This is a genomic window from Tsukamurella sp. II2bb (assembly GCF_057815145.1).
In genome coordinates this window covers 264847-290433 of record NZ_JBYPZI010000002.1, presented here as the reverse complement: position 1 = coordinate 290433, position 25587 = coordinate 264847, and the positions used below count along the sequence as shown (strand labels likewise).

General features: G+C 71.0%; 23 protein-coding genes. 11 read left to right on the top strand and 12 right to left on the bottom strand.

What is annotated here, in order from left to right; translation table 11 throughout:
- Positions 1-2: 2 nt before the first annotated feature.
- From AC21LY_RS07400 to AC21LY_RS07390, 3 genes are all read right to left on the bottom strand, one after another.
- The gene (locus tag AC21LY_RS07400; protein ID WP_489045754.1) at positions 3-2603 is read right to left on the bottom strand and encodes an ATP-binding cassette domain-containing protein; all 2601 of its coding nucleotides are present in this window, start codon (positions 2601-2603) and stop codon (positions 3-5) included.
- A 65-nt stretch (positions 2604-2668) separates the two neighbouring features.
- Positions 2669-4390: a proteasome ATPase gene (arc, locus tag AC21LY_RS07395; RefSeq protein WP_489045753.1), complete on the bottom strand. Its 1722-nt coding sequence runs from the start codon at positions 4388-4390 to the stop codon at positions 2669-2671.
- 30 nt (positions 4391-4420) lie between these two features.
- Positions 4421-5248, bottom strand: coding sequence for a tRNA (adenine-N1)-methyltransferase (locus AC21LY_RS07390; RefSeq protein WP_489045752.1), 828 nt, complete (start codon positions 5246-5248; stop codon positions 4421-4423).
- Between the two features lie 120 nt (positions 5249-5368).
- Between AC21LY_RS07390 and AC21LY_RS07385 the strand changes: the two genes are divergently transcribed.
- Positions 5369-6202, top strand: coding sequence for a thioesterase family protein (locus AC21LY_RS07385; RefSeq protein WP_489045751.1), 834 nt, complete (start codon positions 5369-5371; stop codon positions 6200-6202).
- Between the two features lie 21 nt (positions 6203-6223).
- Here the strand turns inward: AC21LY_RS07385 and hisG are convergent, their stop codons facing one another.
- A complete protein-coding gene (hisG, locus tag AC21LY_RS07380; RefSeq protein ID WP_489045750.1) occupies positions 6224-7069 on the bottom strand; it encodes an ATP phosphoribosyltransferase in 846 nt (281 codons plus the stop codon).
- A gap of 25 nt (positions 7070-7094) precedes the next feature.
- Positions 7095-7358, bottom strand: a complete 264-nt coding sequence (locus AC21LY_RS07375; RefSeq protein ID WP_068525912.1) for a phosphoribosyl-ATP diphosphatase — start codon at positions 7356-7358, stop codon at positions 7095-7097.
- Between the two features lie 36 nt (positions 7359-7394).
- Between AC21LY_RS07375 and AC21LY_RS07370 the strand changes: the two genes are divergently transcribed.
- On the top strand, positions 7395-9314 hold the full coding sequence (locus tag AC21LY_RS07370; RefSeq protein ID WP_489045749.1) for an alpha/beta hydrolase: 1920 nt from the start codon (positions 7395-7397) through the stop codon (positions 9312-9314).
- 70 nt (positions 9315-9384) lie between these two features.
- Positions 9385-9816 carry a hypothetical protein gene (locus tag AC21LY_RS07365; protein WP_489045748.1) on the top strand — a complete coding sequence of 144 codons (432 nt, stop codon included), beginning with the start codon at positions 9385-9387 and terminating at the stop codon, positions 9814-9816.
- Here the strand turns inward: AC21LY_RS07365 and AC21LY_RS07360 are convergent.
- Together AC21LY_RS07360 and AC21LY_RS07355 are read right to left on the bottom strand one after the other, a co-directional pair.
- Positions 9803-10447, bottom strand: coding sequence for an HAD family hydrolase (locus AC21LY_RS07360; protein ID WP_489045747.1), 645 nt, complete (start codon positions 10445-10447; stop codon positions 9803-9805). The two genes, AC21LY_RS07365 and AC21LY_RS07360, sit on opposite strands and share 14 nt — an antisense overlap.
- A 15-nt stretch (positions 10448-10462) precedes the next feature.
- Positions 10463-11689, bottom strand: coding sequence for an HNH endonuclease (locus AC21LY_RS07355; RefSeq protein WP_489045746.1), 1227 nt, complete (start codon positions 11687-11689; stop codon positions 10463-10465).
- A gap of 114 nt (positions 11690-11803) precedes the next feature.
- Here AC21LY_RS07355 and AC21LY_RS07350 point away from each other — a divergent pair, with 114 nt between their 5' ends.
- Entirely contained in the window at positions 11804-13516 is a 1713-nt protein-coding gene (locus AC21LY_RS07350; RefSeq protein ID WP_489045745.1) for a bifunctional metallophosphatase/5'-nucleotidase, read from the top strand.
- Here the strand turns inward: AC21LY_RS07350 and AC21LY_RS07345 are convergent.
- Positions 13503-14378, bottom strand: a complete 876-nt coding sequence (locus AC21LY_RS07345) for a DUF2268 domain-containing putative Zn-dependent protease (RefSeq protein WP_489045744.1) — start codon at positions 14376-14378, stop codon at positions 13503-13505. The genes AC21LY_RS07350 and AC21LY_RS07345 overlap by 14 nt on opposite strands.
- A gap of 78 nt (positions 14379-14456) precedes the next feature.
- Between AC21LY_RS07345 and AC21LY_RS07340 the strand changes: the two genes are divergently transcribed.
- Positions 14457-14996, top strand: coding sequence for a Uma2 family endonuclease (locus AC21LY_RS07340; RefSeq protein ID WP_489045743.1), 540 nt, complete (start codon positions 14457-14459; stop codon positions 14994-14996).
- Here the strand turns inward: AC21LY_RS07340 and AC21LY_RS07335 are convergent.
- Both AC21LY_RS07335 and metH read right to left on the bottom strand, forming a co-directional pair.
- Positions 14990-15169 carry a hypothetical protein gene (locus AC21LY_RS07335; protein WP_489045742.1) on the bottom strand — a complete coding sequence of 60 codons (180 nt, stop codon included), beginning with the start codon at positions 15167-15169 and terminating at the stop codon, positions 14990-14992. The two genes, AC21LY_RS07340 and AC21LY_RS07335, sit on opposite strands and share 7 nt — an antisense overlap.
- Positions 15170-15179: 10 nt before the next feature.
- The gene (metH, locus tag AC21LY_RS07330; RefSeq protein ID WP_489045741.1) at positions 15180-18785 is read right to left on the bottom strand and encodes a methionine synthase; all 3606 of its coding nucleotides are present in this window, start codon (positions 18783-18785) and stop codon (positions 15180-15182) included.
- 53 nt (positions 18786-18838) lie between these two features.
- Between metH and AC21LY_RS07325 the strand changes: the two genes are divergently transcribed.
- Entirely contained in the window at positions 18839-19702 is an 864-nt protein-coding gene (locus tag AC21LY_RS07325; RefSeq protein ID WP_489045983.1) for a PAC2 family protein, read from the top strand.
- Between the two features lie 6 nt (positions 19703-19708).
- Here AC21LY_RS07325 and AC21LY_RS07320 read toward each other — a convergent pair whose 3' ends face one another.
- Positions 19709-20020 (bottom strand): hypothetical protein, encoded by a 312-nt coding sequence (locus AC21LY_RS07320; RefSeq protein WP_489045740.1) that lies wholly within the window; start codon positions 20018-20020, stop codon positions 19709-19711.
- Between the two features lie 25 nt (positions 20021-20045).
- Positions 20046-21290 carry a cysteine--1-D-myo-inosityl 2-amino-2-deoxy-alpha-D-glucopyranoside ligase gene (gene mshC, locus AC21LY_RS07315; protein ID WP_489045739.1) on the bottom strand — a complete coding sequence of 415 codons (1245 nt, stop codon included), beginning with the start codon at positions 21288-21290 and terminating at the stop codon, positions 20046-20048.
- A 247-nt stretch (positions 21291-21537) separates the two neighbouring features.
- Between mshC and AC21LY_RS07310 the strand changes: the two genes are divergently transcribed.
- The 5 genes from AC21LY_RS07310 to AC21LY_RS07290 all read left to right on the top strand — a co-directional run bounded on the left by AC21LY_RS07310 (position 21538) and on the right by AC21LY_RS07290 (position 25583).
- Complete coding sequence (locus AC21LY_RS07310) at positions 21538-22404, top strand: TIGR04222 domain-containing membrane protein (protein WP_489045738.1); 867 nt, start codon at positions 21538-21540, stop codon at positions 22402-22404.
- Positions 22405-22814: 410 nt separating this feature from the next.
- A complete protein-coding gene (locus AC21LY_RS07305; protein WP_489045737.1) occupies positions 22815-23729 on the top strand; it encodes a TIGR04222 domain-containing membrane protein in 915 nt (304 codons plus the stop codon).
- Positions 23726-24538: a TIGR04222 domain-containing membrane protein gene (locus AC21LY_RS07300; RefSeq protein ID WP_489045736.1), complete on the top strand. Its 813-nt coding sequence runs from the start codon at positions 23726-23728 to the stop codon at positions 24536-24538. Before AC21LY_RS07305 ends, AC21LY_RS07300 begins: the two co-directional genes overlap by 4 nt.
- A 5-nt stretch (positions 24539-24543) precedes the next feature.
- Positions 24544-25401, top strand: a complete 858-nt coding sequence (locus tag AC21LY_RS07295) for an MbnB/TglH/ChrH family RiPP precursor modification enzyme (RefSeq protein ID WP_489045735.1) — start codon at positions 24544-24546, stop codon at positions 25399-25401.
- Entirely contained in the window at positions 25398-25583 is a 186-nt protein-coding gene (locus AC21LY_RS07290) for an SCO6045 C-terminal-like domain-containing protein (protein ID WP_489045734.1), read from the top strand. The genes AC21LY_RS07295 and AC21LY_RS07290 overlap by 4 nt, the downstream gene beginning before the upstream one ends.
- The last annotated feature ends 4 nt before the right edge of the window (positions 25584-25587 follow it).

The window sequence follows — 25587 nt, the reverse complement described above, 5'->3', positions numbered from 1 at the left end:
GCTCAGGCGGACTGCCGCCCGATCCGCACCCGGGTCGCGACCCACAGCGCGACGGCCATGACCGCGAGCACGCCGATCGCGATGCCCCACTGGGTGGGCGTGGAATCCCACAGCGGGTCGGCGCTCGACGGCACCGGCCGCCCGGACACCGGATCGGTCACCGAGGTCACCTTCTGCAGGTCGATCGTCGACGCGGCGGCGGCGAAGCCCCAGCGCGACGGGAACAGCCAGGACAACTGCTCGAGTCCCGGACGGCCGTCCAGCCCGAACAGGCCACCGCTCATCACCAGCTGCGAGATCACCACAACCACGAGCAGCGGCATCACCTGCTCGGCCGACCGTGCGATCGCCGAGATCAGCAGGCCGACCAGGGTGGACACACAGGCCAGGACGGCGATGTCGATGATGAGCTCCACCGGGACGCTGGCGAGGATCGCGCCCTGATCGGGCACGGCGGTGCCGGCCAGCATGATGCCCACCATGATCGCCGCCTGGAGCGTGGCCGCCGCGAAGAAGACGACGGTCTTGGCCGACAGGTAGGCGCCCGGTCGCAGTCCGACGGCCCGTTCGCGCTGGAAGATCGCGCGTTCGCCCACCAGATCGCGGGCCGTGAGCGCGGCGCCCATGAAGCAGGCGCCGATCACCAGCAGCACCAGGATCATGTTCGGCGCGGAGAGCTCCGAGTCCGCGGTACCCGCCAGGCCCTTCTCGGCCGGCACCAGCAGTGTGACCGCGCCGAGCACGATCGGCATGAGGACCAGGAAGACGAGGTAGCCCCGATCGGCCAGGATGAGCCGCAGCTGGCGCCGCGCGACCACCGAGAGCTGTTTGCGCATCGAGGTCTTGGGCGCCTTCGTCGGCGTCGGCGGGGCGCCCGTCGGAGCGGGCGGGGGCGGGGCGGGGTGCGCCGAGCGGTAACGCTGCCACGCCACGTCCGGCTGCTTGGCCGCGAAGTCGAAGATCTCGGCCCAGTCGCTCGTGCCCATCGCGGCCTTGACGCCCTTCGGCGAGCCGCAGTAGGCGGTCTTGCCGCCCGGTGCGAGCAGGAGCACCTGGTCGCACATGTCGATGTGCGTGAGCGAGTGGGTCACGACGATCACCACGCGGCCGGCGTCGGCGAGGCGGCGCAGGGTCTGCATCACCTGGCGGTCGAGCGCGGGATCCAGGCCCGAGGTGGGCTCGTCGAGGATCAGCAGCGACGGGCCGGTGAGCAGTTCCATCGCGACCGAGGCGCGCTTGCGCTGGCCGCCGGAGAGCTTGTCCACGCGGGTCTGCTTGTGCTCGGTGAGCTGGAGCTCCGCGAGCACACCGTCGATCACCTGGTCCCGGTCGGCCTTGCTCATGTCGGGCGGCAGCCGCAGCTCGGCCGCGAACCGCAGCGCCTGCTGCAGGGTGAGCTGCCGGTGCAGTACGTCGTCCTGCGGGACCATGCCGATGCGGGAACGGAGCGCGTCGAAGTCGCGGTGCACGTCGCGGCCCTCGAACTCGACGCGGCCCGCGGTCGGGGTGACGGCGCCCGAGACGACCCGGGACACCGTCGACTTGCCGGCGCCCGACGGGCCGATCACGGCCGTCAGCGTGCCGGGTGCGGCGCGGAAGTCGACGCCGTGCAGCAGCGTCTTGTTCCCGTCGACGGTGAGGGTGATGCCCTGCACCGCGAGGCCGGCTCCGGCGAACTCCTGGGCCTTGGGCCGCTCGAGGCGGCCGTTCTCGACGATGAGGTCCGAGTTGCCGATGGTGACCAGGTCACCGTCGCGCAGCGGGGTCGGGCCGGCGATGCGCCGGCCGTTGACCTGCGTGCCGTTCGCCGAGTGCAGGTCCTCGATGACGAGGCCGCGGGGGCCGGTGAGCAGGCGCGCGTGGCGGCGGGAGACCAGCATGTCGCCGAGCGCGATGTCGTTGTCCGGCGTGCGGCCGATGGTCAGCTGGCCGGAGCCGCCGGGCGGCGCCGGCATCTTCGTCACCTGGTAGAGACCGGTGTTACCCGCCATCGCGCGCAGGTGCGGCGCGACCTCCCCCGAGAGCTGCGGCGGGACGGCGGCCCGCTGCGCGGGGATCTGGGCCGACGCCGACGCCGACGGCGGGGCCTGGCGCGGCGGGAGCGGCATCGGCCGCGACGGCGGGGCCGAGTTCCGGGCCCCCGGCCCGGATGGCCCCGAACCGCTCGGGCCGCTCGGCGGTGACGTCCGGGCCGTCGGGTTCGACGGTGCCCGGCTCGCCGCCGGGAGGTGCTGGACCGGCTGCTGCGACGCCGCCGGAGGCGGGGTCCGCGCGGGCGGGGGCGGCGGCGTGGTCGACCGCGGCGCGGCGGAGAGGACCACCGGTGCGCCGGTCCGCGGGTCACCGAACATCAGCTGCTGGGTGCCGTTGATCGCCGTCGTCGGCCGCCGGGCACCGCCGACGAAGACCCCGTTGGTGCTCCGGTCCGTGAGGACCCATCCGGTGGGCGTCGCCGACGCCACCGCATGCGTCCGCGAGACCAGCGGGTGGTTGATCGTCACGTCCGATTCGAGCGTGCGCCCGAAGGTCACCGTCTTACCCGGGGCGAAAGTCAGCGTCCGACCGTCCACAGTGACGGTGAGAACCGCGGTATCCGTAGTCATCACGGAGCATTGTATTCAGACGCCGCTTGCCCTGGGCTTATGCCGCACTAGTAGCGCGGAATGCGCTACAGGTACTGACCCGTGTTGTTCTCCGTGTCGATCGCCCGGGACGCGCTCGAGTTCTTGCCGGTGACGAGCGTGCGGATGTAGACGATCCGCTCACCCTTCTTGCCCGAGATGCGCGCCCAGTCGTCCGGGTTGGTGGTGTTCGGCAGGTCCTCGTTCTCGGCGAACTCGTCGACGATGGATTCGAGCAGGTGAGAGATCCGCAGGCCCGGCTGGCCGGTCTCGAGGAAGCCCTTGATGGCGTGCTTCTTCGCCCGGTCCACCACGTTCTGGATCATCGCGCCGGAGTTGAAGTCCTTGAAGTACATGACCTCCTTGTCGCCGTTGGCGTAGGTCACCTCCAGGAACCGGTTGTCGTCGGTCTCGGCGTACATCCGCTCGACCACGCGCTCGATCATCGTCTGCACGCACGCCTCGCGGTCGCCGCCGAACTCGGCCAGATCCTCCTCGTGGATCGGCAGCTCGGGCGTGAGGTACTTGGAGAAGATGTCGATCGCACCCTCGGCGTCGGGCCGCTCGATCTTGATCTTCACGTCCAGGCGGCCCGGCCGCAGGATCGCGGGATCGATCATGTCCTCACGGTTGGAGGCGCCGATCACGATGACGTTCTCCAGCCCCTCGACACCGTCGATCTCGGAGAGCAGCTGCGGCACGACCGTGGTCTCCACGTCTGAACTCACGCCGGACCCGCGGGTGCGGAAGATCGAGTCCATCTCGTCGAAGAAGACGATGACGGGCGTGCCCTCGGAGGCCTTCTCGCGGGCGCGCTGGAAGATCAGGCGGATGTGCCGCTCCGTCTCGCCGACGAACTTGTTGAGCAGCTCGGGGCCCTTGATGTTGAGGAAGTAGGACTTGACCTCGCGCGAGTCGTCGCCGCGGACCTCCGCGATCTTCTTGGCCAGCGAGTTCGCGACGGCCTTGGCGATCAGCGTCTTGCCGTTGCCGGGCGGGCCGTAGAGCAGCACGCCCTTCGGCGGCCGCAGCGAGTAGTCCTTGAACAGGTCCTTGTGCAGGAAGGGCAGCTCCACGGCGTCGCGGATCAGTTCGATCTGCCGGCCCAGGCCGCCGATGTCCGAGTAGTCGACGTCCGGCACCTCCTCCAGGACCAGGTCCTCGACCTCGGCCTTGGGGATCCGCTCGAAGGCGTAGCCGGCCTTCGTATCCACCAGCAGCGAATCGCCCACGCGCAGCTTGCGCCGCGGCAGCCCGAACTCGTCGAGGCCGGGATCCTCCGAGGCCTGCAGCGCCAGCGGCGCGGCGAGGCGCACGACGCGTTCCTCGTCGGCATGGCCCACGACCAGGGCACGGGCACCGTCGTCGAGGATCTCGCGCAGCGTGGAGATCTCGCCCACCGTCTCGTACTGGCCCGCCTCGACCACTGTGAGCGCCTCGTTGAGGCGCACCGTCTGGCCGGTGCGGAAGGACGCGACGTCCAGGTTCGGAGAGCACGTGAGCCGCATCTTGCGTCCGGAGGTGAAGACGTCGACCGTGTCGTCCTCGTAGGTGCCGAGCAGCACGCCGTAGCCCGACGGTGGCTGCCCCAGCCGTTCGACCTCCTCGCGGAGGGTGAGCAGCTGGTTGCGAGCATCGCGCAGGGTCTCGAGCAGCTTCGCGTTGCGGGTGGTGAGCGCATCGACGCGCTCGCGCAGGGCGGCCGCAGAGGTGGCCTGCGAGGTTCCCGGTGTCGTGCTCGACGGGCGGGTCGGATCCGGCTGGGTCACTTCAGCTCCCTTCCAGTGGGGACTTCCACGCTACCCCTTGTTCGAACGACGCTGGGGACGCGGCGCGACGGTGCCGTCGGCCAGCCGCCGGCAGGTGATGAGGAAGGCGGTGTGCCCCTGCATCCGGTGCGAGGGCCGGACGGCGAGGCCGACGACGTGCCATTCGCGCACGAGCGCCTCCCAGGACCGCGGTTCGGTCCAGATCGCCTGCTCCCGCATCGCCTCGACCACCTTCGACAGCTGCGTGGTGGTGGCGACGTAGACGGTGAGCACACCGCCGGGCACGAGCGCCTTGCCGACCGCATCGAGGACGTCCCACGGCGCGAGCATGTCGAGGACGACGCGATCGACCTGCGGCCCGTCGTAATCCGCCAGGTCACCGAGCTGCAGGTGCCAGTTGTCCGGGCGGCCGCCGAAGAACTCCTCCACGTTCTTCGCCGCGTACTCGGCGTGGTCCTCGCGGACCTCCCAGCTCGTGACGGACCCCTCGGGGCCCACGGCGCGCAGCAGCGAGCAGGTCAGCGCGCCCGAGCCGGCGCCGGCCTCGAGGACCCGCGCACCGGGGAAGATGTCGCCCTCGGCGACGATCTGGGCGGCGTCCTTGGGGTAGATGACCTGCGCGCCGCGCGGCATGGACAGCACGTAATCGGTGAGCAGCGGCCGCAGCGCGAGGTAGGGCGTGCCGTTGACGGCCTTGACCACGCTGCCCTCCGGAGCGCCGATCAGCTCGTCGTGTCGGATCCCGCCCTTGTGGGTGTGGAACTCCTTACCCGCCTCCAGGTGCACGGTGAACTTCCGGCCCTTCGCGTCCGTCAGCTGCACTCGGTCGCCCACCACGAAGGGCCCACTGTTCGCCATAGCTGTACATCCTCCCAGGAGCTCAGCTGATCCGGCCGACCCGGTCGCGTCCCGGGAGCGCCCAGCATCCTCCAGCACCCCGGTCGCACGACGAATCCAGGCTCTGGGTAGGACTGGTACATGCCCGATGCCGCATTCTTCCTCCCCGCCGGAACCGTCGATGTCGACGGCGTCGAGTGGGAGGTCTTCGATCCCACCCCGTCGACCGCGAGCGTGTGGGCGGACACGATGCAGCACGGCGCGCCGCCCGCGGCGATCATGGTGCGCGCCATCGAGAAGCTGGTCGGTGACGGTGCCGGGGTGTCGCGCGTGACGATCGACCTGCTCGGTGTCGTGCCGATCACCCGGACCCGCGTCCGGGCGTGGGTGGCCCGGCCCGGCCGGACGATCTCGTTGATCGCCGCCGAGATGGACTGCGTGGACGCCTCCGGCGCGTACCGCACCGTCGCCCGCGCTCAGGCCTGGGCGCTCGCCTCGTCGGACACCACGGCGATCGCGCGCGACCTCTCCCCCGCGCTGCCGCCCGCCGGCGGCGGCCAGGGCGCCATGCCGGACTTCTTCGCGCACCTGAAGGACCAGGGTTTCCTCGCGGCCTGCGAGTGGGTCTTCGTCGACCGCCCGGATGCCGATCAGGACGGTCCGCGCTGGTGCTGGATGCGCTCGAAGATCCCGCTGGTGGCGGGCGAGGAGCCGTCGCCGCTGGTCCAGCTGTTCTCGGTGATCGACGCGGCGAACGGGATCTCCGCCTACCTCGACCCCACGGCAGTGACCTGGATGAACATGGACATGACGGTGCATCTGCACCGGTCGCCGCAGCTCGTCGACGGCTGGGTCGGCGTCGTCGGCGACCAGTTGGTCGGCGACGAGGGCATCGGCACCACCGTCTCGCGCCTCTACGACGGTGCCGGGGCCTTCGCCGTGGGTGCGCAGACGCTCCTCATCGCCGCGCGCTGAGCGCGCGGCGGGCGGCGGCACTCAGAAGCGGCAGCTGCGGATGTCCGTCATGAGGATCGCCTTGGCGCCGAGGTCGGCGAGGTCGTCCATCACGCCGTTGGCGTCCTTGCGGAGCACCATGGCGCGCACGGCGACCCACTTGTCGTCGGCCATCGGCGCCACCGTCGGCGACTCCAGGCCCGGGGTGACGGCGATGGCACCGTCGAGCAGCGTGCGCGGGCAGTCGTAGTCGAGCATCACGTACTGCCGGCCGAAGACGACGCCCTTGAGGCGCGCCGTGAGCTGGTCACGCGCCCGGTCGTCCTCGGCGCCGACGCGTTCGATGAGCACGCCCTCGGACTCGCAGAGCGGATCGCCGAAGGCGACGAGGTTGTTCTGGCGCAGGGAGCGGCCCGACTCGACGACGTCGGCGATGAGGTCCGCGACGCCCAGCTGGATCGAGATCTCGACGGCGCCGTCGAGGCGGATCACCTCGGCGTCGAGCCCGCGCGCGGCGAGGTCGCGGCGTACCAGCTTCGGGTACGAGGTGGCGACCCGCTTGCCGTCGAGGTCGGCGACCGTCCAGTCGGTCCCGGCCGGCCCGGCGTAGCGGAAAGTGGAGCGGCCGAAGCCGAGGGCCAGGCGCTCGGTGAACTCGGCACCCGAGTCGAGCGCGAGGTCGCGGCCCGTGATGCCCATGTCCAACTCGCCGGAGCCCACGTAGAGCGCGATGTCCTTGGGGCGGAGGAAGAAGAACTCCACCTCGTTGGCGTTGTCGAGGACCGTGAGGTCCTTGGCGTCGGAGCGGCGGCGGTAACCCGCCTCGCTGAGGATGGCGGCGGCGGCCTCGGAGAGCGCGCCCTTGTTCGGTACGGCGACCCGCAACATGTTTTCGAGTTCCTTCGGAAAAGTTCTAGAGGTAGGAGTAGACGTCGTCGAGGGTCAGGCCGCGCTTGACCAGCAGCACCTGCAGCCAGTAGAGCAGCTGCGAGGCCTCCTCGGCGAGGTCCTCGTCGCTCTGATGCTCGGCGGCGATCCACACCTCGCCGGCCTCCTCGAGCACCTTCTTGCCCAGGAAATGGATACCGCGGTCCAGCGCCTCGACGGTCCCGCTCCCGGCGGGCCGCTCCTCGGCCTTGGTGGCCAACTCCGCGAACAGCGTCTCCATGGTCTTCACGGCGATCATTGTCCCACGCGAACTAGAGTGGTCCGTGTGGAGGGCAGCGCGACCGAGGAGGCGGCACCGTCGGCCCCGCGTACCGATGGTCCCGACGCCCCCGCCAAGGGCTCCGCGCAGTACCGGTACGTCCGCGCCCTGCTGCGTGCGCGGATGCGCGTGGTGCGCGCGGCGCGCGACCCGGACCGGTTCCTGCGGGAGAACTACGACGACTTCGCGCGGCGGCATCCGCTGCTGGCCTGGGCGTGGAGCCTGCTGCACCTGGACTTCGCGGGCCTGTTCGTCGGCGGCCTGTTCCTGATGAGCAGCCTGACGGTGTCGCTGCTCCCCCGCTCGTGGTTCTTCCAGGGCATCGTCTCCGGGATCAACGCGGTGATCGGCTACGCGATCGGCGTCTTCCTCAAGTGGGTGATCGTCGACCTGCTGGTGCGCGCGCACCCGATCCGCGACGATCCGCGGCGGGCCCGGCTCGTGCCCTTCTGGCGGGCGCTGATCGTGGCGGGGGTCCTGCTCGGCGGGCTGTCGATGATGGTGGCCGCGAAGCGATGGCAGGACGAGGTGCGCGCGCTGATGGGCATGCCGCCCGGGTCGAACCTGTGGTACGTGCTGACGCCGGTCGTCGCCTTCCTCGTCGCGGCCGCCCTGATCTCGACCTTCCGCGTGCTGCGCGACCTCGGGCTGTTCCTCGCCCGGCGCGCGAACACCTACCTGCGGGTGCCGCAGCCGGCGGCCAAGGTGCTCGGCTTCGGTCTGGTGGTGCTGCTGGTGACGTTCACGGTCAACGACGTGGGCCTGCGCGCCTTCACCGCGACCGCCAACGCCATCGCCTCGTCGACCAACGACCAGGAACAACCGGGATATCCCCAGCCCGCGGAGGCGTGGCGCTCGGGCTCGGAGGGGTCGGCGGCGAAGTGGTCCGGGCTGGGCAACGAGGGCCGCAAGTTCGTCTCGAGCGGCCTGCGCGCCGCGCAGATCGCCCGGTTCACCACGCGCCCCGTGACGGAGCCCGTGCGCGTCTACGTCGGCCTGGAGAACGCGGACGGCCCGCGGGAGCGGGTCGCGCTGCTGCACCGGGAGCTCGCGCGGACCGGCGCGCTCGACCGCAAGTACGTCGTGGTCGTCCCGACCACCGGGTCGGGGTGGGTGAATCCGACCGCGGCCCGCGCCGTGGAGCTCATGTACGACGGCGACGTGGCCCTCGTCGCGATGCAGTACTCCTACCTGCCCAGCTGGATCTCCTTCCTCACCGAGGGCGAGGCCTCGCTCCAGTCGGGGAAGCGGCTGATCGACGCCGTGCTCGGCGACGTGCGCGCCCGGCCCGTCGCCGAGCGGCCGAAGCTGCTGGTGATGGGCGAGAGCCTCGGCACGCGCGCCGGGGAGGGCGCCTTCTCCGGGCTGGCCGACATCCGGGACAAGGTCGACGGTGTCGTCTGGCTCGGTCCGCCGCGGGCCAATCCCATCCACTCGGCGATCACCGACCGGCGCGACCTGGGCACTCCCGAGGTGCTGCCCACGTACACCGACGGCCTCATCGTCCGGTTCACCGACGGGCGACGGCCGCTGACGACGGTGGAGGGCAGTGGCGGCAGGGGCGGTACCGTGAGCGGGGGTGCGGAGTGGCTGGCGCCGCACATCGTCTACGTGCAGCACCCGTCCGATCCGGTGGTGTGGTGGTCGACGGATCTGATGCTCCGCCAACCCGACTGGCTCAAGGAGCCGCCGGGCCGCGATCGCAGCGCCGCGATGGCCTGGTATCCGTTCGTCACCTTCTGGCAGGTCTCCGCCGATCTGGCGAACGCCGCCGGCGTGCCCGACGGCCACGGCCACAACTACGGCACGGCCGTGGTCGACGCCTTCGCCGCGGTCCTGCCGCCCGCGGGGTGGACGCCCGCCGACACCGAGCGGGTGCGGATGGCGGTCATGGCCAGTGCCGCCGTCGACGGTGCCGAGAAGTAGTCCGTGACGCCCAGCACAATCGGCGTCTCCGGACGAGCGGGACCCGGCCGGCGCCGCTAGCGTCCCCTCCATGAACCCGCGTTGGTGTGCGCTTGCCGCTCTGGTGCTCGTCCCGGTCGCGGGATGCGCCTCGTCCAACGAGGGCGAGGCGTCGAGCCCGGTGAGTTTCGCGGCGGTGTCCAGCATGGTGCGCGCGTCTCCGGCACCGGATCCGGCACCGACGCCGCCCCCGGCCCCCGCTTCGTCCGAGCTGCCGCGCGCCGCGGCGGGCACGGACTGCGGCTCCGTCCCCCTGCCGAAGGGGGCGGCGGCGGTCGTGGTCCGCGAGGGCCGGGTGAACTGCGTCGATGCGCTGCGCGTCGGGCGCGTCTACGCCGCTGCCGCCGCGCAGGCGGAGGGGCGCGCCGTCACCGTCGAGACGTCGGGATGGCAGTGCACGGCCCGGGTCACCGACTCCGTCGGGACGTGCCGGGCCGGCGGCGACGCCTTCAGCGTCGGCTGAGGCCCACGAACCGGGATGCTTCGAGCGTCCCGATGTGGACGGCACCGTCGAGCACGGGCGTCGGGCCGACCGTGAGAACGGTGCACCCCGCCTCCAGGGCGGAGCGCGCGCCGGTCGGCGAGTCCTCGACCGCGACGCAGGTCGACGGTGCGACACCCGCCAGCTCCGCGCCGCGCAGGTACGGATCCGGGGCCGGCTTGGGGGTGGGCACCTCGTCGCCGCAGACGGTGGCCACGAACCGCTCCCGGCCCAGGGTGCCGAGGGCGTGCTCGGTGACCTCGCGGATCGTGTTCGTGACCAGCACGAGCGGTACGCCGGCGGAGCCGAGCGCATCGAGGGTCTCCTGCGCTCCCGGCTGCCACGGGATACCACCGTCGAACAGTTCGACGACCCGGTTCGACACCCAGCGTTCGGCGCCGACGTAGTCCCGCTCCGCTTCCGGGACGTCCGCGAAGTCGTACAGCTTCCGTAGCGCTTCGGCGGTCGCGTTACCCAGCGTCGACTCCCGCGCCTCAGGGGTGATCTCCATACCCAGATCGCGCGTGAACTCGGCGACGGCGATGTCCCAGAGCTTCTCGGAGTCGAGGAGGGTGCCGTCCATGTCGAAGAGGACCGCGGTGGGAAGACTCATGGAGTTCAGGTTATGTCAGGCGGCCTCCCCGGGCGCAGTCGACCGGTACGCGCGCCCGCCGGGCGTGCGGGTTTCGACGGTGTGCCGCCCACTGACGTCCGGCGCCACCTCGGCGTGCCAGCCCTGCGCCTCCTTCGCGTAGTTGCACGCGGCGCACAGGCCCTGGCCGTTGTCCAGGCTCGTCTCACCCCCGGCCGCGTGCGGACGGACGTGATCCGTGTGTGCGATCGGCGCATCGCAGTAGGGAGTGCGGCAGTACCGGTCCCGCGCCGCGATCAGGTCCGCCAGGCCCTCGGGGAATCGTCGAGACGTCGTGTCCATACTCACGACCGCGCCGGTCTCGGGTGCGACGTACAGGCGTTTCATCCATGCCGCACCCGCGCCGGTGGCCTTCGCCACGATCTTCCGCGCGATCTCCCCGGGGATAATGCCGCCACCGTCGACGAAGGCGGTGCCCGCCCGTGCGCCGAGCAGCACCGACGCCGGCACCGTCAGCCGCACCGCAACGGCCGGTCCCTGCGCCACCGTGCGGCCGGTCAGGCGTTCGAACGCCAGATCCGCCATGATCTGCGCATGGCTGCGCGCCTCCCCGGCGACCCCGACCAGTGCGTCCGCAGCCTTCTTCACCGCGGCGAAGACCCCGACGGCCTTGACCACCGGTAGCAGCAACGACAGCCGGGCCATGGCATCCGGAGCCGGACGGATGGTGACCCGTCTGTCCTTCTCCGCCATGGCGACCCGATCGACCGTCGCCTGCGCGTCGAGTGCGTACGCGACCTGCTTGGCCTTGTCGCGGACGCGGGTGAGGCCCATGCCCGCAAGCGTCGACGGATCGGCGCAGAGCTGCGCGTCCGCCTGCCTGCGCAGATGCTCCTCCAGGTGGGACAGCTCACAGACGAGGACCTCCACCGCCTCCGGTGAGATCTCCCCCGCCTTCAGCCGCGCCAGGGTGTGCGGCATGTTCGCGTGCAGCTCTCTGGCTCGCGCCAGCAGGCCCTTCGCCCGGTTCGGCGACATCCGCAGCGCCAGCGCCACCTCCCCCGCGATGCCCAGCTGCCACCGATCCTGCGCGATGCCCCTCGCGATCCGCTCACAGACCCGCAGCCGCAGCAGCTCCACCGTCAGCACGTACTGGTCGAAGACCGCACGGCACCGCTCCAGCTCCGCGGCGCGCAGCCGCTCGATCACATCACCCGGATCATCAGGGGGCTCCGGCTCGACCCCAACACTCGACTCGTTCATACATTCGAGAATAGATCGACCGACTGACAAGTTTTTCGATCTGCACAGCGGCGTGCCTGAACCTGTTAACTCGTTCGTTACCCATACGATCGCTTACTGTGCTTGGCTTCTCCCATGCGTAATCGCAGGCTTCTGGCGGCACTGGCCGTATCCGTGTCGGCCGCGCTCCTCGCGAGCTGCGGGACGAACGGCGACGTAGCGGCACCGTCGTCCTCCGGCGCGGGCTCGTCGGCCGCGAAGGCGACCGTGACGGTGCCCGGCGTCGGCGACCTGCCGGCCGCGAAGCCCGGGCAGGTGCACGTGCTGGCGTTCAACGACTTCCACGGCAACCTGCAGCCGCCGACGGGCTCGACCGGGAGGATCGCGGGCAAGGACGCGGGCGGCGCCGTGTACTTCGCCACCGCCCTGAAGACGCTGCAGAAGGCGTACCCGGACAGCCTGACCGTCGCCGCGGGGGACCTGGTCAGCGCCAGCCCGCTGGTCTCCGCCCTGTTCCGCGACGAGCCGACGGTGACCTTCCTCAACTCTGTGGGGCTGCAGGCGTCCGCGGTGGGCAACCACGAATTCGACCACGGCACCGTCGAACTCGAGCGCCTGCAGAAGGGCGGGTGCGCGCCCCAGGGCTGCGAGCCCGGCCCGCCCTTCACCGGCGCGGCGTACCAGTACCTGGCCGCGAACGTCACCGACACGCAGGGCCAACTGCCGCCCGGCACCGTGCCGTGGAAGATGTTCGAGGCGGGCGGGAAGAAGATCGCCGTCGTCGGCGTCGTCACGCCGGAGACCGCGACCATCGTGGCGCCGGAGGGCGTGCGCGGCTACACCTTCGGCGACGAGGCCGACGCCATCAACAAGTACGTGCCCGAGATCCGGGCCGCCGGCGCGCAGGCCATCGTCGCGTCCCTGCACGACGGTGGCGCGCAGTCCGGCTCCGGCGAGGCGGATCCGAACGGCTGCAAGGACGTCTCCGCGCCTGTGCCCGATCTGGCGCGGCGGATCGACCCCGCGGTCACCGCGATCCTCACGGCCCACACGCACCAGGCCTACAACTGCACGATCGACGGCCGTACCGTCACCCAGGCCGCGTCGTACGGCCGACTGATCACCGACATCACGCTCGACTTCAGCGGGCCGACGGCGAAGGCGACCGCGGTGAACCGCCTCGTGAGCCGGGACCTGCCCGCGGATCCCGCAACACAGCGCCTCGTCGACTTCTACGCCCAGGAGGCGAAGCCGCGCGCGGACCGGGTGATCGGGAGGATCCCGGCCGATCTCAAGCGCGAGCCGTTCCCCGGCGGCGACTCCCCGCTGGGCGATGTCATCGCCGACGCGATGCTCTTCACCACCCGGCCGCCGAACGAGGCCGCAGGGCAGATCGCGTTCATGAACCCGGGCGGCGTCCGCGCCGATCTCAAGGGCGGCGACGTGACCTACGGCGCCGCGTACACGGTGCAACCCTTCGGCAATCAGGTCGTGACCGTCTCGCTGACCGGCCAGCAGATCATCGACCTGCTCGAGCAGCAGTGGCAGAACCCCGCCAAGGCGACGGTGCTGGCACCGTCGGGCATCACGTACAGCTACGACCCGAACGGCGCGCCCAACCGGAAGGTGGTGCGCGACAGTGTGAAGGTGGGCGACCAGCCGATCAACACGGTCGCCAAGTACCGCGTGACCACGAACAACTTCCTCGCCGCGGGCGGCGACGGCTTCAGCGTCTTCAAGCTCTCGACCGACCTCACCGTCGGCGGGATCGACCTCGACGCACTGGAGAAGTACCTGCAGGCCACCCCGGAGCTGCAGGTGCCCGCCAGCCGAGTCACGAAGCAGTAGCGATGATCTCGCGCGCGTCGGCATGCACGGCCGTACTCGCGGTCAGGCCCGTCGTGGCCAGGTAGGCGTCGACGAGCCGGTTGCCGACCGCGTACCCCGCGCCCGTCGGCACCCCGATCGGCGGCGCGCCGAACCGTCCTGCGATGGCGTCGCCGAGGACCCACGAGGCGAAGTTCTCCATGCCCGTGACGCCGAGGTTCGCGGTGACTCGGGCGTACAGCGCGTCGTCGTGGCGGTGTGGCACGCCGATCCGCGCGGGGCCGAGCTCCTCGCCGTACAGCTCCCGGGCCAGGGCGTCCGCCAGTCCCTCGGCGACGATCTGCTCACCGACGGTGACGGTCGCCGGGTCCCAGACGACGCCGCCGGGCGCGTACCGCACGTTGTGGTCGAACTCGTGCACGGCCGTCGCCTCCAGCCGGTCCAGGTTCTCCGGCGACGGCCAGATGTTGAGGTAGAGGTAGCCGGGGACGCTGCCGTTCGCGGTCAGGCCCAGCGATTCGTCCAGATAGATCCGATCCGCCAGGTCGCCGACGACGAGCAGGACGGTCACCTCCGGCAGGTCGACGCGGCTCAGCGCGTCCGCGAGCCGGTCGGCGGCGTGGTGGAGTGCGCGTTCGATCCGCCCCCACGCGTCCGCGGCGCGCAGCCGCTCGACCGCGTCGAGGCAGGTGTCGATGTCCCGGTCCAGCGGGAAGCCCGACGATGCCGCATGGATCGCAGCAAGGTCGACGGGGCCGGGGATGTACCGGTACATCCCCGCCGCCGGCCGCCACATCTCCTCCAGCAGCGCCGCACGCTCGGCTTCGGGTGCCTGCAGGATCGTCGTCATGGCGGTGTCCGTGTCAAGAACCCTGATCTTCATGTCCGCGACCGTAGGACCTCCCGTAACGGGAGGGTCAAGCCCTGTTTCATGTCGGCGCTTCGCAGTAGCATCGGCAACATGACCGCCGCACACGATCCCGCGTTGCTCACGCTGGAGGACTGGTTCGCCTTGGGGGAGGACGAATCGCTGCGGCGCGTCGAATTGTGCCGGGGGGAAATCAGGATGTCACCGCGACCGAGGCGGGAGCATGCAGGGGCGATCGTCGGACTGACGACGCAGGTGGTATCGCAGCTTCCACGCGGACTCAAGGCATATCCGGAGCTCGATCTGGTGCTCGTGGCGGGAGGCCCCGCAACAGTGCGGTCGCCGGATTTCGTGATCATCGACGCCAATGCGCCCGCACCGCTGACTCCCGCACACGTCGCCGTCGTGATCGAGATCCTGTCTCCGGGCAACCGCAGTGCTGATCTGGTGGTCAAGCGGCACGAGTATGCGGCCGCCGGTATCCCGCAGTACTGGATCATCGACATCGACGATCAGTCCGCCGAGGTGCTCACCCTCGTCGACGGCCGGTACGAGGGCGCCACGGTGGTCGGCCGCATCCGCACGTCCACGCCCGCCGAGCTGGACATCGACCTCACCGCTCTCGACTACTGACCCTCGTCGAGACCGAGATCGCGCACGACCTGACGGACGGCGGCGAGGGCTCCGTCGAGCGATGGCGCCCAGGCGGCTGCGATCTGCAGGCCGGCGGCATCGTCGAGACGCCAGAACCAGGCGCCCTCCTCGCCGGGCTCCCCCGCCTGCAGATGCAACCGGTAATCATCCATCCGGAACTACCTACGTGTTGAAGTACTTCGCCTCGGGGTGGGTGAGCACGAAGGCGTCGGTGGACTGCTCGGGATGCAGCTGCAGCTCCTCCGAGAGCACCACGCCGATCCGCTCGGGCTGCAGCAGGTCGACCATCTTCGCGCGGTCCTCGAGATCCGGGCAGGCGCCGTAGCCGAAGCTGTAGCGCGCACCAAGGTACTTGAGGTCGAAGAAGTCGGTGACCGCGTGGGGATCGGCATCAGCCACCCGCCGCCCGCCGGGCAGGATCAGCTCCTCGCGCACCCGCTGGTGCCAGCGCTCCGCGAGCGCCTCCGTCAGCTGCACACCGATGCCGTGCAGTTCGAGGTAGTCCCGGTAGGCGTTCGCGGCGAACAGCTCGTTGGCCGCATCCGCGATCGGCTGCCCCATGGTGACCAGCTGGAACGGCAGGACGTCGACCTCGCCGCGCGCGATCGCCGTCTCACGGTCGCGGATGAAGTCCGAGATGGCGAGGAACCGGCCGCGCTGCTGGCGCGGAAACTCGAAGGAGTACCGCACGGGCGCATCGGGTTCCGGGGACTCCAGCACGTCGATCACGTTGCCGTGGCTCACCGCCGGGAAGTACCCGTAGACGACCGCGGCGTGGTCGAGGATCTTCTCCGCCTTGAGCTTGTCGAGCCAGTACCGCAGCCGGGGCCGGCCCTCGGTCTCCACCAGCTCCTCGTACGACGGCCCCTCACCCTTGCGCGCGCCGCGCAGGCCCCACTGGCCGAAGAACAGCGCCCGTTCGTCGAGCAGGGACGCGTACTCGCTGATCGCGATGCCCTTGACCACGCGGGTGCCCCAGAACGGCGGGGTCGCGACCTCGAAGTCGAGCGCGACGTCGGAGCGCTCGGGCACGACGACCGGCGCAGCCTCGGCCTTGCGCTTCTCCGCGATCCGCCGGCTGCGGGCGTGCCGCTCCTTGCGCTCGCGGGCCTTCTCCGCCGCCGCCAGCGCCTCGGGACTCGAGGGATCCGGACCCTCACCGCGCTTGAGCGCCATGATGTCGTCCATCAGCCGCAGGCCCTCGAAGGCGTCGCGCGCGTAACTGACCTCGCCGTCGTAGATCTCCGCGAGGTCGTTCTCGACGTAGGCGCGGGTCAGGGCCGCGCCGCCGAGCAGTACCGGGTACTTCTCCCCCAGCCCGCGGGTGTTGAGCTCCTGCAGGTTCTCCTTCATCACCACGGTCGACTTCACCAGCAGGCCGGACATGCCGATCACGTCGGCGTGCTTGTCCTCCGCGGCCTCGACGATCGCCGCGATCGGCTGCTTGATGCCGATGTTGACGACCTCGTAGCCGTTGTTGCTCAAGATGATGTCGACGAGGTTCTTGCCGATGTCGTGCACGTCGCCCTTGACGGTGGCCAGCACGATCCGGCCCTTCCCGGCATCGTCGTCCGCCTTCTCCATGTGCGGCTCGAGGTAGGCGACGGCCGCCTTCATCACCTCGGCGGACTGCAGCACGAAGGGCAGCTGCATCTGTCCGGAGCCGAACAGCTCGCCGACCGTCTTCATCCCGGACAGCAGCGTGTCGTTGATGATCTCCAGGGCCGGTTTCGCGTCCAGGGCCTGATCCAAGTCCGAGTCCAGGCCCTCGCGCTCACCGTCGACGATGCGCCGCTCCAGCCGCTCGAACAGCGGCAGCTTCGCGAGCTCCTGGGCGCGGGACTCGCGCGCCCCGGCGGCGGAGACGCCCTCGAACAGCTCCATCAGCTTCGACAGGGGGTTGTAGTCCGGGTCGCCCTGCGACTGCAGGCCGTCGAGGCCACGACGGTCGTAGACCAGGTCCAGCGCGGTCTCCCGCTGCACGTCCTCGATCTTGCTCATCGGCAGGATCTTCGAGGCGTGCAGGATCGCCGAGTCGAGGCCCGCCTCGGTCAGCTCGTGCAGGAACACCGAGTTCAGCACCTGCCGGGCCGCCGGGTTCAGGCCGAACGAGACGTTCGACAGGCCGACGGTGAAGTGCAGGCTCGGGTACTTGGCGTGCAGGATCTTCACGGCCTCGATGGTCTCGAGGGCGTCCCGCCGGACCTCCTCCTGCCCCGTCGAGATCGGGAAGACGAGCGGGTCGATGATGATGTCGTCGAGCGCCAGGCCCCAGTTCTGCGTCAGGTCGGCGATGAGCCGCTCGGCGATCCGCACCTTCCACTCCGCGGTGCGGGCCTGGCCCTCCTCGTCGATCGTCAGCGCGACGACGGCCGCGCCGTGGGCCTTGACCTGCTCCATGATCTTCGTGAACCGGGACTCCGGCCCATCGCCGTCCTCGTAGTTGACCGAGTTCACCGCGCACCGACCGCCCAGGTGCTCGAGCCCCGCCTTGATCACCTCGGGCTCTGTGGAGTCGATCATGATCGGCAGCGTCGAGGCCGTCGCCAGCCGCGCGGCCAGCGCCGCCATGTCGACGGCGCCGTCGCGGCCCACGTAATCCACGTTCAGGTCCAGCATGTGCGAGCCGTCGCGGATCTGGTCCTTGGCGATGTCGACGCACTTGTCGTGGTCCCCGGCGAGCATCGCCTCGCGGAAGGCCTTGGAGCCGTTGGAGTTGGTGCGCTCGGCGATCATCAGGATCGACGAATCCTGCGCGAACGGCACCGACGTGTACAGCGAGCTGATGGAGCTCTCGGCTTCCGGGGCGCGCTGCGCCTGCTCGGTCGCGCGGACCGCCTCCGCGACCCGGCGGATGTGCTCGGGTGTGGTGCCACAGCACCCGCCCACGAAGCTCAGCCCGTACTCGGAGACGAACCCCGCCAGCGCCTCCGCCAGCTCCGGAGCCGTCAGCGGGTACTCCGCCCCGTTCTTGCCCAGCACCGGAAGGCCCGCGTTCGGCATCACCGACACCGGGATCGACGAGTGCTGCGACAGATAGCGCAGATGCTCGCTCATCTCGGCAGGACCAGTGGCGCAGTTCAGGCCGATCATGTCGATGCCCAGCGGCTCGAGCGCCGTGAGCGCGGCACCGATCTCCGAGCCGAGGAGCATCGTTCCCGTGGTCTCGACCGTCACGTGCACGATGACCGGGATCCGCCGCTCGAGCTCGTCCATCGCGATCCGGCAGCCGAGCACCGCGGCCTTGGCCTGCAGGACGTCCTGGCAGGTCTCGATGAGGAAGGCGTCCGCGCCACCGTCGAGCATGCCCCGCGCGGCCTCGGCGTACGCGTCCCGGATCACCGCGAAGGACGTGTGCCCGAGCGTCGGTAGCTTCGTGCCCGGCCCGATGGAACCCAGCACGAACCGCGGGGTCCCGTCCACGGCGAACTCGTCCGCGACCTTGCGGGCGATCGCCACGCCCTTGAACGACAGCTCCCGGATCCGGTCCGCGATGTCGTAGTCACCCAGATTCGACAGATTGCACCCGAAGGTGTTGGTCTCCACCGCGTCGGCGCCCGCGGCGAAGTACGCGCGGTGGATCTCCTCCAGCACGTCCGGCCGGGTGTGGTTGAGAATCTCGTTGCAGCCCTCCAGGCCCAGGAAATCGTCCAGGGTCAGGTCCGCTGCCTGCAGCATCGTACCCATCGCACCGTCGCCTATGAGAACACGGCGTGACGCCGCCTCCAGGAAACTCGACTGCAGCGGCTGCTGATGCGTACGGGTCATGGGTCAAGGGTAGTCGGTGACGGCAAATCAGCTCTTCACGACCGGCGCGTACTCTGATCGAAGTGACGTCCTTCCCGAAGCTCGACCGCCCGGTCCTCATCGCGGCGTTCGAGGGCTGGAACGATGCGGGTGATGCAGCGTCCGGCGCCGTCGAACATCTCGAACTGACCTGGGACGCGCAGCTCATCACCGAGGTCGATTCGGACGACTTCTACGACTTCCAGGTCAACCGGCCCATCATCAAGCAGGTCGACGGGGTGACCAGGGCCGTCGAGTGGCCGTCGACCACCCTCTCGGTGTGCCGGCCGCCGAAGGCCGACCGGGACGTGGTGCTGCTCCGCGGCACCGAGCCGAACTTCCGGTGGCGCGCCTTCTGCGACCAGCTGCTCGCGATCTTCACGGAGCTGCACATCGACAGCGTGGTGACGCTCGGGGCGCTCCTCGCGGACACGCCGCACACCCGTCCGGTGCCGGTCACCGGGGCGGGCTACGACGCCGAGTCCGCGAAGCGTTTCGGGCTCGAGCAGAACCGCTACGAGGGGCCGACGGGGATCACGGGCGTTCTCCAGGACGCCTGCGTCCGAGCGGGGTTCCCCGCCGTCTCGTTCTGGGCGGCCGTGCCGCACTACGTTTCGCAGCCCCCGAACCCGAAGGCCACCGTCGCCCTGCTCCAGCGGGTGGAGCAGGTCCTCGACATCGCGGTGCCGCTCGGGGACCTGCCGACGCGTGCCGAGGCCTGGCAGTCGTCGGTCAGCGAGATGACGGACGACGACGAGGACGTCGCCGACTACGTCCGCGGGTTGGAGGAGCGCGGCGACGCGGAGGCGCAGGACGTCGAGCAGCACATCGACGCCGACGCGATCGCGGAGGAGTTCGAGAAGTACCTGCGGCGCCGGGACCCGGGCACGGGCCCGTAGCGGCTTCTAGCCGATCCGCTCGATCGCGACGACGGGCGTGGTGATGCGCCAGGTGCGCACGTCCGGATCGTCCGCGGCGCGGACCCAGAACTGCGCCGATTCACCGACCCGGCAGCTCTTGATCCCCAGCAGCGGGATGTCCTCCGAGTCGCGGCGCAGCGAGCTGATGGTCCACTGCTCGTCCTCGGTGTCACCGCCGATCCCGGGAGCGCGCATCAGGGTCATCTCCCCCAGATCCACCACGTACGTGGACGTGCGGGTCTGCACGGTCCATACGCCCTCGGTCAGATCCGGGGCCAGCTCGCTGACGGTCCTCACAGGCGCAATATAGCGTGTCGCGCGGTCAGGCTGCGGCAGGTACGCCGAGCAGCGCGTCGATCGCGGCGGCCACGGCGGCCGGAGCCTGCGTGTCGGGACCGCCGACGGTGACCGCCTTCTCGGCCCAGGCGTCGATCGCCGCGAGAGCGTGCGGGGTGTCCAGATCGTCGGCCAGGTAGCGGCGGACCCGCGCGATGAGCTCGTCCCCGTCGGGCGCCGACGCTGCCGCGAAGGCGCGGCGCCACAGGTCCAGGCGCGCCTGCGCACGCTGCAGGACGGCGTCCGACCAGGGACGATCCTGCCGGTAGTGCCCCTCGAACAGGCCGAGGCGGATGGCTGCGGGATCGACCCCGGAGCGGCGCAGCGTCGAGACGAAGACGAGGTTGCCCCGGCTCTTGGACATCTTCTCGCCGTCGAGGGCGATCATCGCGGCGTGCACGTAGTGGCGGGCGAAGCGCCGTTCGCCCGTGGCCGCCTCGGCGTGCGCCGCGGAGTACTCGTGGTGCGGGAAGATCAGGTCGCTGCCGCCGCCCTGGATGTCGAAGGTCGCACCCAGACGGTTCGCCGCGATCGCGGCGCACTCGATGTGCCAGCCCGGCCGGCCGGGCCCCTGCGGCGAGGGCCACGACGGTTCGCCGGGTCGCGCGGCCCGCCAGATGAGGGGATCGATCGGGTCCCGCTTCCCGGGCCGGTCGGGGTCGCCGCCGCGCTCGGCGAAGAACTTCTCCATGGTGGCGCGGTCGTAACCGGACTCGTAGCCGAACTGCGCCGTGGCGTCCGAGCGGTAGTACACGTCCGGGTACTCGGCGTCGTCGACCACGTACGCCGCCCCGTTGGCGAGCAGCTTCCCGACGTACTCGACGACCTCGTCGACCGACTCGACGGCACCGATGTAGTCGCGCGGCGGGATCACCCGCAGCGCCTCCATGTCCTCGCGGAAGAGGTCGATCTCGCGGGCACCCAGATCGCGCCAGTCGATGCCGTCGCGCTCGGCCCGCTCGAACAGGGGATCGTCGACGTCGGTGATGTTCTGCACGTAATGCACGTCGTGCCCGTTGTCCCGCAGCACGCGGCCCACCAGATCGAAGGCCAGGTAGGTGGCGGCGTGGCCGAGGTGGGTGGCGTCGTAGGGCGTGATGCCGCAGACGTACATCCCGGCCACCGCGCCGGGGTTGACCGGGCGCACCGCCGCGTCGGAGGTGTCGTAGAGGCGCAGCGGGACCGACGGTCCGGGCACGCTGGGGACGGTGGGGGTCGGCCAGGAACGCATGCCCCCACCCTATGCGCCGGTGCGCGGGCGCGGATTCCGGGCCGGGCCCGCGGTCGAAAGTCGTGATCGGTAGCGGCGGGCCGCCGCCAGAATCGGCACATGGCCCGAGAAAACTCGTACGGCAGGTGCGGTTACTCTGCCAGACGAAATCTCAGGAGATATTTCCCCGCGGTCCCTAGCCGGGTGCCCGATCTGCCGTCATGCTTTACCCAGCGTTCGAAGAGCGTTTGCCCAGGAGGTGAATGTCGTGCACCCGAGTGAATTCGAGCGGTTCGTCGGCTTCCTCCTCGCGAGCGAAACGCGCTGGTACCTGTATCTGCTGCTCGGCGGCCTCGCCGTCGCCCTGGTCTGGCGGGTCGCGGCGGCGCCGCGGCGGCGCACCGTCGTCGATCCCCCGCTGACGGCGCCCGAGCTGGGCTGCCTGCGGTACCGGCGGGCGCCGGTCGTCGTCGCGCTCGCCGAGCTCCGCGCCGGCGACCACGTCGACTCCTCGGGGCGGATCACCGGGCGTCCGTTGCCGCCCGACGCCGATCCCTTCGTCCGCGCCGTCCACGCCCGCTGTGCCGGGCTCTCGTCGTACACGGTGCGCGACCTCGACACGGCGCTGTCCGGCGAGCTCGACGCGCTCGAGAACCGCGTCGCCGCCCGCGGCTACCTGCGCTCGCACGCCGACCGGCGGCGGATGCGGCTCGGTGCTGCCCCGCTGACGGTGGCCGCGCTGGGCGGGACGGTCGCCGCCTTCGTGCGCCTCGCGGTGCTCCGTGGTCCCGAGTACGCCTGGCTGGGCGGCACGGCACTGCTGGGGTCGTTCACCACCGTGGTCGCGACGCCCTTCCTGTGGACCGTCGGCCGCACGACCCCCGCGGGCAGGCAGCTCCTGCGCGCCGAGCGGGAGCGCCTGGGGCACCTGGCACCGTCGCACGAGCCCGCGTGGGCGGCGTACGGCGCCGCCGCGGTCGGGTTCTCGGTGGCCGCGTTCGGCACGACCGCCCTGTGGCGGTTCGATGGTGCCTTCGCCGAGAGCATCGAGGCGGCAGGCGGCGCCGAGGCCTCCGGCGGGGACGTCTCCTGCGGCGCGGGCTCCGGCGGCGGCCCCGCGGACAGCGGGAGGTGAGTTCTCGTGGCCGACGATAGACGCATTCCTCGGCATGTTGGCGCTGGGCCGTGACGCCATGATCTTCGTGGTGCCCTGCGTGATGATCGTCCGCCGCAAGACGGCGGAGGGCTGCGACGGAGCCTGCGGGGGCGGTTGTGGCGGGTGTGGGGGTGCGGCGGATGAGCCCTCACTCGATACGCCCGCATCCGGGGTTTCGGGCCGGAGCCGAGGCGGAACGTGTGATCGGTAGGACGCACGGCCCGCCAGAATCGTCTCCATGCACCGCATGGAGCAGCCTCCGACGAGGGACGATCCTGTGCCGCAAGAACTCTCAGGAAACTCTTGCCCGTCACTACTAGCGGGTGGCCCGATCTGTCGCCATGCTTTACCCAACGTTGAACCGATCGTCACCCCAGGAGGTGAATGCCTTGTCCCGCAATGAATTCGAGAGGATTCTCGAAACCCTCTTCCCCACCGAGTCCCGGTGGCTCCTCTACTGTCTGCTGGGCGGCGTCGCCTTCGCGCTGGCCTGGCGGCTGGTGACCGCGGTCCGCCGGCCGGTGGTCGAACACCCGCCGCTGACCGTGCCGGAGATCGCGTGCCTGCGCTCGCGGCAGGCCCCGGTCGTCGCGGCGATCACCCTGCTCAGGGCGGGCGCGCACATCGACGGCGAGGGCCGCGCCGACCCCGCGTACCCGTTGCCGCCCACCGCCGACGACTTCACCCGGCGCATCCTGCACCGGATCGACGGATCCCGGGTCACGGTGAACGCCCTGGTCCGTGACCAGAAGGAGGCCGTGCTCGCGTTGGAGAACGCCCTCGCGCAGCGGGGCTACCTGCGCACCAGCGCCGAGCGCTGGCGGAGCCGGTGCGGCGTGGCCCCGCTGGCGGCGGTCGCGATCGCGGGGCTCGTCTGCACGCCGCTGCTGCTCGTCGCACGGCACGTGCCGGCGGACGTCGTCCTCCCCGCCGTCTTCGTCCCATCCTTGCTCACCGTCGTCTTCGTCCTCCCGCCCCTGCTCAGGGTGTCCCGCACGACCGTGGCCGGCCGCCGCCTGCTGGCGGCCGAACGGGCTCGCGCGAGCTTCCTCAAGCCCTCGCTGCGGCCCGCCTTCATCACCTACGGCGCCGGCGCAGTGGGGCTGTCCGTGGCCCTCTTCGGGACGGGCGCGCTCTGGCAGCTCGATCCGCAGTACGCCGCGCTGATGGCCGTCGCCGGAGCCTCCGGGTCGGACGGCGGCTCGGGCGGGAGCTGCGGTAGCGGTTCCTCCTGCGGGGGTTCGTCCTGCAGCGGCGGGTCGTGCGGAGGCGGGTGCGGGGGATGCGGCGGGTGCGGCGGATGAGCACCGAGTGGGTCGCGCCGGCGGTGGCGGCTGCCGTCGCGACCGTCCTGCCCCGGCTGTCCGAGTACGTGCGGTGGCCCCGCGGGGGACCAGGGCTGCGGCCCAGCGAGTTGGCGCGCCTGCGCTCGCGCGACGCGGCGGTGATCACCGCGCTCGCCGAGCTGCGCGCGCGGGGAGAGCCCGCGGCCGACACGGACGAGTTCACCCGGGCGGTCCACGCGATCTGCATCGAACAGCACACCTCCGATATGCGGCGGATCCGGCCCGAAGCGGCCGCCGCACTGCATTCCCTTGAGGCGCGGCTCGCGGCCCGCGGGTACCTCACTGCCCCACAGACCCGGCACCGGGTGCTGCGGACGGGACCGCACGTCGTGATCGCCGGGGCGGGCGCGATCGGCGGTCTCATGCTGTTCGTGGGCGCCCGGAGCGGCTGGTTCATTCTCGGCGGTGTGGCCCTCGCGCTGTACTCGCTGTTCACGCTGATCACCGGCACGAAACGGCTGTGGTCGGCCTCGCCGGCGGCGGCCGCCCGCCGGCTGCTCGCCTCCGAGCGCGCCCGCTTCCAGTACCTCGATCCGGTACGCCGGCCGGCGTGGGCCACCTACGGCGTCGACGCGGTCGCCCTGTCCGCCGCGCTGTTCGGGGTCGGCGCGCTGTGGCAGTTCGACAATGCCTACACGATCGGCCTGCACCTGCCGGTGTCCGCGGAGATCGCCGGCACGAGTGCCGGCGGATCATCCGGTTCCGGCTGCGGCGGAGGTGGAGGCGGGGGCGGGTGCGGCAGCGGATGCGGCGGGTGTGGAGGATGAGCACCGTGACCCACAACGTTCCCAGACTGGGCCCGCTCGGGCTGGGCTGGCGGCGGGAGATCGCGGGCGTCATCGCCGACCTGCGCCCCGGATTCTGCGAGGTGATCGCCGAGTCCGTGCGAATCCGGCGCGGGCGGGCCGAGCCGGACCCGCTCCTCGTCGACCTGCGGGATCGCGGCGTACCACTGGTGCCGCACGGCGTCGCGCTCTCGCTCGGCGGGGTCGACGAGCTCGAGCCCGACCGGGTGCACCGCCTCGTCGCGTGCGCCGAGGCCTGCCGCGCGCCGCTGGTCAGTGAGCACATCGCCTTCGTCCGCGCCGGCGGCATCGAGGCCGGGCACCTCCTGCCCGTTCCCCGTACCCGCGAGGCGCTCGACGTTCTGGTGCGCAACATCACCCGCCTGCAGGACGCCCTCCCAGTGCCGGTCGCGGTCGAGAACATCGCGGCCTTCCTGCGCTGGCCCGAGGAGGAGTACTCGGAGGCGGAGTTCCTCGCCGAGCTGCTGGACCGCACCGGGGCGCTGCTCGTGCTGGACGTGGCGAACGTCTACGCGAACGCCCGTAACCGCGGGCTCGATCCGCAGCGCGAACTCGCGCGGCTGCCCGTCGACCGGATCGCCTACAGCCACGTGGCGGGCGGTTCCGAGGGCGGCGGCCGCTACCACGACACGCACACCGACCCGGTGAACGATGGGGTCCTCGCGCTGGTCACGGCCCTGCGGGCGCGGGCCGACGTGCCCTTCATGCTCGAACGGGACGGCCGGTATCCGCCCGCCGCGGAGCTCTTCGACGAGCTCGACGCCATCGCCGCCGCCGCGGGCTGCGCGCCGATCACCGGGGACGCGAGGAGGGTATGGGCATGAGCCTGCGGGAACGTCAGGAGGCGCTGGTACGGGCCCTGGTCGACGGCGGGCCCGTCCCCGACGGATTCGACCCCGACGAGGTGGCCGCGGCGGGCGCCGTCTGCCGGCACAAACGCGACGCCCACGCCGGACACGCGGAAGCGGGGCACCGTCGGCGCCGGTGGCCGCGCCGGCGCGCCTGACGGG

Bases quoted from the DNA above. Each gene is read 5' to 3' on its own strand.
- AC21LY_RS07400 (WP_489045754.1), bottom strand. From the start codon at position 2,603: ATGACTACGGATACCGCGGTTCTCACCGTCACTGTGGACGGTCGGACG.
- AC21LY_RS07390 (WP_489045752.1), bottom strand. From the start codon at position 5,248: ATGGCGAACAGTGGGCCCTTCGTGGTGGGCGACCGAGTGCAGCTGACG.
- AC21LY_RS07385 (WP_489045751.1), top strand. From the start codon at position 5,369: ATGCCCGATGCCGCATTCTTCCTCCCCGCCGGAACCGTCGATGTCGAC.
- hisG (WP_489045750.1), bottom strand. From the start codon at position 7,069: ATGTTGCGGGTCGCCGTACCGAACAAGGGCGCGCTCTCCGAGGCCGCC.
- AC21LY_RS07365 (WP_489045748.1), top strand. From the start codon at position 9,385: ATGAACCCGCGTTGGTGTGCGCTTGCCGCTCTGGTGCTCGTCCCGGTC.
- AC21LY_RS07360 (WP_489045747.1), bottom strand. From the start codon at position 10,447: ATGAGTCTTCCCACCGCGGTCCTCTTCGACATGGACGGCACCCTCCTC.
- AC21LY_RS07355 (WP_489045746.1), bottom strand. From the start codon at position 11,689: ATGAACGAGTCGAGTGTTGGGGTCGAGCCGGAGCCCCCTGATGATCCG.
- AC21LY_RS07350 (WP_489045745.1), top strand. From the start codon at position 11,804: ATGCGTAATCGCAGGCTTCTGGCGGCACTGGCCGTATCCGTGTCGGCC.
- AC21LY_RS07345 (WP_489045744.1), bottom strand. From the start codon at position 14,378: ATGAAGATCAGGGTTCTTGACACGGACACCGCCATGACGACGATCCTG.
- AC21LY_RS07340 (WP_489045743.1), top strand. From the start codon at position 14,457: ATGACCGCCGCACACGATCCCGCGTTGCTCACGCTGGAGGACTGGTTC.
- AC21LY_RS07335 (WP_489045742.1), bottom strand. From the start codon at position 15,169: ATGGATGATTACCGGTTGCATCTGCAGGCGGGGGAGCCCGGCGAGGAG.
- metH (WP_489045741.1), bottom strand. From the start codon at position 18,785: ATGACCCGTACGCATCAGCAGCCGCTGCAGTCGAGTTTCCTGGAGGCG.
- mshC (WP_489045739.1), bottom strand. From the start codon at position 21,290: ATGCGTTCCTGGCCGACCCCCACCGTCCCCAGCGTGCCCGGACCGTCG.
- AC21LY_RS07300 (WP_489045736.1), top strand. From the start codon at position 23,726: ATGAGCACCGAGTGGGTCGCGCCGGCGGTGGCGGCTGCCGTCGCGACC.
- AC21LY_RS07290 (WP_489045734.1), top strand. From the start codon at position 25,398: ATGAGCCTGCGGGAACGTCAGGAGGCGCTGGTACGGGCCCTGGTCGAC.